Source organism: Brenneria corticis, assembly GCF_003115855.1.
Classification (GTDB): Bacteria; Pseudomonadota; Gammaproteobacteria; order Enterobacterales; family Enterobacteriaceae; genus Brenneria; species Brenneria corticis.
Window position 1 is genome coordinate 1 of sequence record NZ_KZ819121.1, and the last position, 5,708, is coordinate 5,708.

Consider the following 5,708-nt stretch of genomic DNA (forward strand, 5'->3'; position numbering starts at 1 on the left):
TGCGCCGCAGGGTTTGCCAGCGCGTCAGGCGCAGCACCTCCCCCAGCTCGATGTAGTTACGATCGACGTTGCGGATCCCCTGCAACGTATTGAGAAACACCGGGAAGAACACCGACTTGGCGATCACCAGCGTCTTGGCCGGCGCCCCCACCCCCAGCCACAGAATGATTAGCGGCAGCCAGGCGATGCCGGGAATATGGCGGATAGTGTCGAACGTCGGGCCGAAGAAATTTTCCACCTTGCGGGACATGCCGGCGGCGATCCCCAGCAGCAGCGCGGCCAGNGTCCTCTTCGAACGACTGTTTGGTCACCAGGTCCCAGAACGAGGCGAGCGTTCGCGCCGGAGACGGCAGAAAGACCGGCGGAACCCACTGATAATGGGACGCGGCCTGCCAGCCGGACAGGATCGCCAGCGGCAGGATAAAGCCGATCCAGGTCCCCGATCGCCGACGGCGCACGGGCTTTACCGTCGCCACGCCGTCAAGAATGTTATCGCTCATGATTATCGGTCCTGTTCACGTGAAGGGTGGTCAGTTATAGACCGAATAAGCGCCGCCTTTGAAAAAGCGGGCGTCGACCAGCTTATCGACCTGGGTATCGCTCAGATTGCGCTCGCTCAGGATGTCGTCCCCCTGCGCGATGTACCAGGCCTGGAAGGTTTTGATATTGCCGCGTACGTTGTCGGCGTCTTCCTCTCCGCGCATAAAGAAGTACTGCGACGGATCGGTGATTTGGAACTTGGCGATATGCTCCGGCACGCGGGTGGCTTTGGCGACGATGACCGCCGCTTCATCGGGATTCTCCCGCGCCCACGCTTTGGCGCGATCGACCGCCACCAGAAACGCCTGGATGGCCTGCGGGTAATTTTCGACAAACGAACGCATCGCAAAGTAGGAAACCCGGCCGGCGCCGTTGACGTAGACGCCGTCGTCCGGGGAGCGTCCGATCACTTTCACCTGGCCGGAGGTATAGAGCGCGGCCGCGCCGGAGGCGCCGAGATGCACCGCCGTGGCATCGATGGAGCCGCTTAACAGGGCGGCGGATACCGCGGCGTTGTTATCCATCGACTGATAGCGCACCCGTCCCTGCTGCTTGCGGGAGTCCAGCGGCAAGCCCGCCTTGGTCAGGATCTCGGTAGGCGCCGTCCAGTAGCAGCTCACCCGGCTGCTGGCGAATTTACGTCCTTCCAGATCCTGAACCTGATTAATCTCTTTGTTGTCCACCCGGGCGATAATCGGCGTACGGTATTTGTCGGAAGGCTCCGACTCCCAGACGATAACCGCATCCAACCCGTTGGCGTGATGCACCACCGCCGGATAGATCATGCGCTGCGCCACCGCGATGCCGCCGTGGTTGAGGTTCGCCGCCTCCGCGCCCAGCAGTTCGGCGCTGCCGGAAGCGATCAGCTTCACCTCTTTGATGTCGATCTTGTCGAACGCTTCTTTGAAGAAGCCTTTTTCCTGTGCCACCGCCGTAGCGGGGTCGAGCTGCAGCGTGATGCTTTTCAACGGCTGCGGCGCGCCGGACGCCGTCTGCAACCACAATATCAGCGTGGCGCTCAGCGCCAGCAGCGCGGCGGCATGCCTTTTGTTGCTTATTGACTGATTAGACATGGCAAAAATACCTCATGGTAAACGAATAAAATAATAATGACGGGATAGCGGCGACTCTCTATTTATAGGATTACCTATCCCAATCCCCCTGCAATAAACGGCGGCAAACAGGAATGCGCGCCGAAGGCGGTTATTGCCGCCCGAATCAACCCGCGCTTTCGCATACCAAAGCGTCAGGCATAGGTTTGATTATTTTCCAGTTTGCTCAGAACGACCTCCAGCCCGAAAGCGGACAGAATCTCACCGGCTTCCCTGACGCGCGGGCGTTTATTTGTATAAACGTGGTAGGTTTTTCCCAGCGCTTCGTATTTCGAAGAGCCGAATTCGTGATAAGGCAGAATCTCGATGACGGGCAGCGCGACCTCCTTCATAAAGGCGCCCAGCCGGGAAAGATTGTCGTCGTCATCGTTAAAACCGGGGATCAGAGGCAGGCGCACCAGTACGGGAAATCCGCGCTTGCCGAGATGGCGGGCGTTTTCCAGAATGCGTCTGTTATCGCGTCCGGTCGCCTCTTTATGGCGGGCGGAATCCATATGTTTCAAATCCAGCAGGATCATGTCGGCGTGGGGCAAAAGCTGCTCCAGCGTCGCCCAGGGCGCGTAGCCGCTGGTGTCGAGACAGAGATGAAAGCCGATTTCGTCGTGCAGTTTCTGCAATAGCGCTTTCAGGAAAACGGGTTGAGACAGAATTTCTCCGCCGCTGCAGGTCACGCCGCCGCCGCTTTGCATAAAAATCCGCCAATGCTGGCGCACTTCGTCCGCGATTTCCTCAACGCTCATCTTGCGCCCCGATAAGCTGCGGGCGTCGTTGGGGCAGGCCTCGACACAGGCGCCGCCGCTTTGGCACAGGGTTCGGTTGATGGCGACCCCCTTTTCTCCCAAAGAAAGCGCGCCGGACTTGCAGGCGGCGACGCAGGCGCCGCAGCTGACGCAGTTCGCCGCGAAATAGAGCAACTCCGGTTTTCTACGTTGGGATTCCGGATTGGAACACCAAAGGCAGGATAAAGGGCATCCTTTGAAAAATACGGTCGAGCGCACGCCCGGCCCGTCATGCAAGCTGAAATGCTGAATGTCGAAAATAACGCCCTGCGGTTCCATTGCCTTAACCCTGATAGGGAGAGGCGGCGCGGGATTGCCGCGCCGCCTCTGCACTTTTAAACCCCCCGTTAAAACGAGAGTTCGGTCCGCGCGATAATTTCGTCCTGCACCCCTTTATGGAGCCGGGTGAAATAAGCGGAGAAACCGGCCACGCGCACGGTCAGGCCCTTGTAGTCTTCAGGGTTGGCCTGCGCCTTGCGCAAGGTTTCCGAACTCACCACGTTGAACTGGATATGCGATCCGTTGCGGTCCATATAGTCCTTGATCAGCGCCAGGAGTTTGCGGGCGCCGCCAATCCCCGCCAAAGCCTGCGGATGGAACTTCATATTGAAATGGTTCGAACCGTATTTGACCGTATCCAAAGCCTGGGCGGCGGAGGTCAGCAGAGCGAGAGGACCTTTGCGGTCCGAGCCGGGGGTGGCCGAGACGCTGGCGTCGGTCAACGGCGTGCCTTTCTTGCGCCCGTTGGGCAACGCGCCGGTCAGGATGCCGAAGTAATTGTGGATGGAAAGCGAGAACGCCTCCAGATTGGCGCCGTTGTCGCCGAAAAAATTGTCCTGATCGTCGAGCGAGTGGAAAAGCGTCCACGCATCGTCATACACGCGGCGGATCAGGGCGTCGGTTTCGGCATCGCCGTTGCCGTGCTTGGGGGCTTTAAGCAATTTGTTGTGCAGCGCGTCGTAGTCCTCGAAATTGGCGGCCAGCGCGGCCAGCAATTCGTCCCACCCGGTCTCTTTCTCGTCGTAAATCACATGCTTGAGCGCCGCCAACGAGTTGGCGACATCCACCCCCGCCGTCGAAATGACGAAATAGAGGTAATAATCCGCCCCGCCTTTGTAAATGTCCTTGCCGCGCCGGCGGCTGCCTTCGTAAAGGGATGAACGGAACGGCACGGGAACCGTATCGCCCAACGCCTTGTTGGACAGCGATCCCAACGGCCGCACCTGCTGAAAAAGATGAAGAACCTGCTGCGAGTAGGCGGCGTATAGCTGTTCGAAATCAGCAAAATTTCTCGGATCGCCGGTTTTCGCGCCGACGCTCAGGCCGGTTGCGGGATCGACGCCGTCGTGAAGCGCCAGCTCCAGCGCCTTGGCCAGATTGAACGAACCGCCTTCGTGCAGAAACGCCGTTTTGCCGGCGATGCCGGTGGCGACGCAGCTCATGTTGATGCAATTTCTGGCGTCTTCAATGGTGACGCCGACTTTGGCGTAGCGGGTCAGCAGGCGTTCGATGACCACGCGGTTGTTCAGCCACTGCGGCTGTCCGAGACCGGTGCGCTCGAGATCGACCGCCTTGAGCAGGAAATCCTCCGCCAGACCGTCATGATAAAGGATCGTAATGGTGGGCTGAATGGTCTGCAACTCTATCTGCGTATCGAGCAGAATGTAATCCAGCTCCGTGGTGGCATCCCGGCCGCCGGCGTCCAGCCCGCCCAGATTGATGGTGTGGCCGGTGTGGCCCGATCCCTGACGGGCGGCGATCACCCCGGAATAGAAACCGTAGGACAAAATCTTGACGAACAGCGCCTTGAGCCAGCTTTTCGCCTGATCGGCGGTAAGGCCGTTGCGGGCTTTGTCCACCTGGTAATATTTATCCAGGTACTGTCCCAGCCTGCCGGGGGACGACCCGCAGCCGCTTTGCTCGATCTGGATCCCCAGGTGGATAAACCACCAGCTTTGCAGCGCCTCGCGGAAATTTCTGGGCGGATTTTCCGGCACGTGACGCGCAACCTCGGCGATCTCCAGAAGTTCGGCGCGACGTATGGGATCGCCGGTTTTACCCGCTTCGCTTTCCGCCAGATCGGCGTAGCGGCGCGCAAGGGCGATCACCGCTCTGAAGCTAATCAGGATGGCTTTGTAGTAATCGATTCTGTCCGACTCCGCGGCCGTTCTGGGAACCGCGCGCAGGCGTTCTTCGGTTTCCCGGATAATCTCTTTCAGCCCCCGATCGATAAAGCTGGCGTAATCGACGTTACCGGCGCCGACGGTATAGCGCGCCGACTCCGTGAACAGACCGGCCGCCACGCCTTCTTTGGGATCAAGGCCCAACAGCTCTTGCGCCAGTTCGCGGGAACGGGCTTCAGCGTTTTTATCCTTGAAATAGGAGGCCGCTTCGGCCAGCAGCTCCCGGTCCTGGGTGGAAAGCGAAACTTCGCCCAGATGGGAGACGATCGGCTGGTCGAGCTCCTCGGCGATCCACTCCGAACCGTATTCGGGATAGACATAAACCCCGGCGGGATACGAGGTAACCGACCCCACCAGGGGGTTATTGTCCAGAAACAGCGTCTTCTTTTGCAAAACCTGCTCGAAGACGCGGGCTCTTAATAGTATGGCGGGTTCGGTGCCGTATTTCCGGTAGACGTCCAGCAGATGAATCAGACGTTCGGTATCCACCCTTTGGGGCGAATCCAGCAGTTGATCCTTGATTTCCAGCGCCGCCTGCAAGGCGCGCTCCGCCTTCTCTTCGTAGGTCAGCTTTCCATCAGCATCGAAAATCGATCGGGAAAGCTCTATTTCCTCTTTTAACAGCGCGTTGCCGCTTGATGGCATGATGATCTCCTCCATAATCAGATAAATACGTCGCAATATTGTTTGGCTATTTTGTATAGGGTTCTTGGATGTAGAGATCCCGAAGATAATTTTCATTAGGATCGGTTACAAATAAATCATTAACATTAGTATTGTTAATATTTACATTTGTATATTTTTCAACCGGTTTAGCATGGAAGTGAATAGGAGGAGAGCCTCGATTTTCGTCGCGGCTTCAAAACCAAAGAAGGGAATCCAGTCGCTCTCCCCCGCCGACATGGGCGTCGTAGGGATCAATCCTGACCGATAAGATTGTGAGTTGGATCGTAATTCTCATGCCTGGGCGGCGGGAGGATAAGGGTGGGAGCAGTGATTAACCCCACTCCTTCGCAGGAGAGAGAGTCAGTCAGCGCCTCCCCCAGGCAAGGGCTGTCTCTTAGTCACATATACTGTTAACGGTATATGTGAGT

At 58.0% G+C, this 5,708-nt stretch carries 4 protein-coding genes; all 4 read right to left on the reverse strand.

The annotated features are described in order from the left end of the window. Positions 1-283, reverse strand: a 283-nt coding sequence (locus DDT56_RS24955; protein ID WP_246856878.1) for an ABC transporter permease, incomplete at both ends; no start/stop codon positions are given. Positions 284-530: 247 nt separating this feature from the next. Beyond that, a complete protein-coding gene (locus DDT56_RS24025; RefSeq protein WP_136168865.1) occupies positions 531-1,613 on the reverse strand; it encodes an ABC transporter substrate-binding protein in 1,083 nt (360 codons plus the stop codon). A 173-nt stretch (positions 1,614-1,786) separates the two neighbouring features. Continuing rightward, positions 1,787-2,710 (reverse strand): glycyl-radical enzyme activating protein, encoded by a 924-nt coding sequence (locus DDT56_RS24030; RefSeq protein ID WP_136168866.1) that lies wholly within the window; start codon positions 2,708-2,710, stop codon positions 1,787-1,789. Between the two features lie 68 nt (positions 2,711-2,778). Beyond that, positions 2,779-5,259 carry a glycyl radical protein gene (locus DDT56_RS24035; RefSeq protein ID WP_136168867.1) on the reverse strand — a complete coding sequence of 827 codons (2,481 nt, stop codon included), beginning with the start codon at positions 5,257-5,259 and terminating at the stop codon, positions 2,779-2,781. Positions 5,260-5,708 lie beyond the last annotated feature (449 nt).

What these genes read in the sequence shown, in the direction of transcription:
- DDT56_RS24025 (WP_136168865.1), bottom strand. Translation starts at nt 1,613, where the DNA reads ATGTCTAATCAGTCAATAAGCAACAAAAGGCATGCCGCCGCGCTGCTG.
- DDT56_RS24030 (WP_136168866.1), bottom strand. Translation starts at nt 2,710, where the DNA reads ATGGAACCGCAGGGCGTTATTTTCGACATTCAGCATTTCAGCTTGCAT.
- DDT56_RS24035 (WP_136168867.1), bottom strand. Translation starts at nt 5,259, where the DNA reads ATGCCATCAAGCGGCAACGCGCTGTTAAAAGAGGAAATAGAGCTTTCC.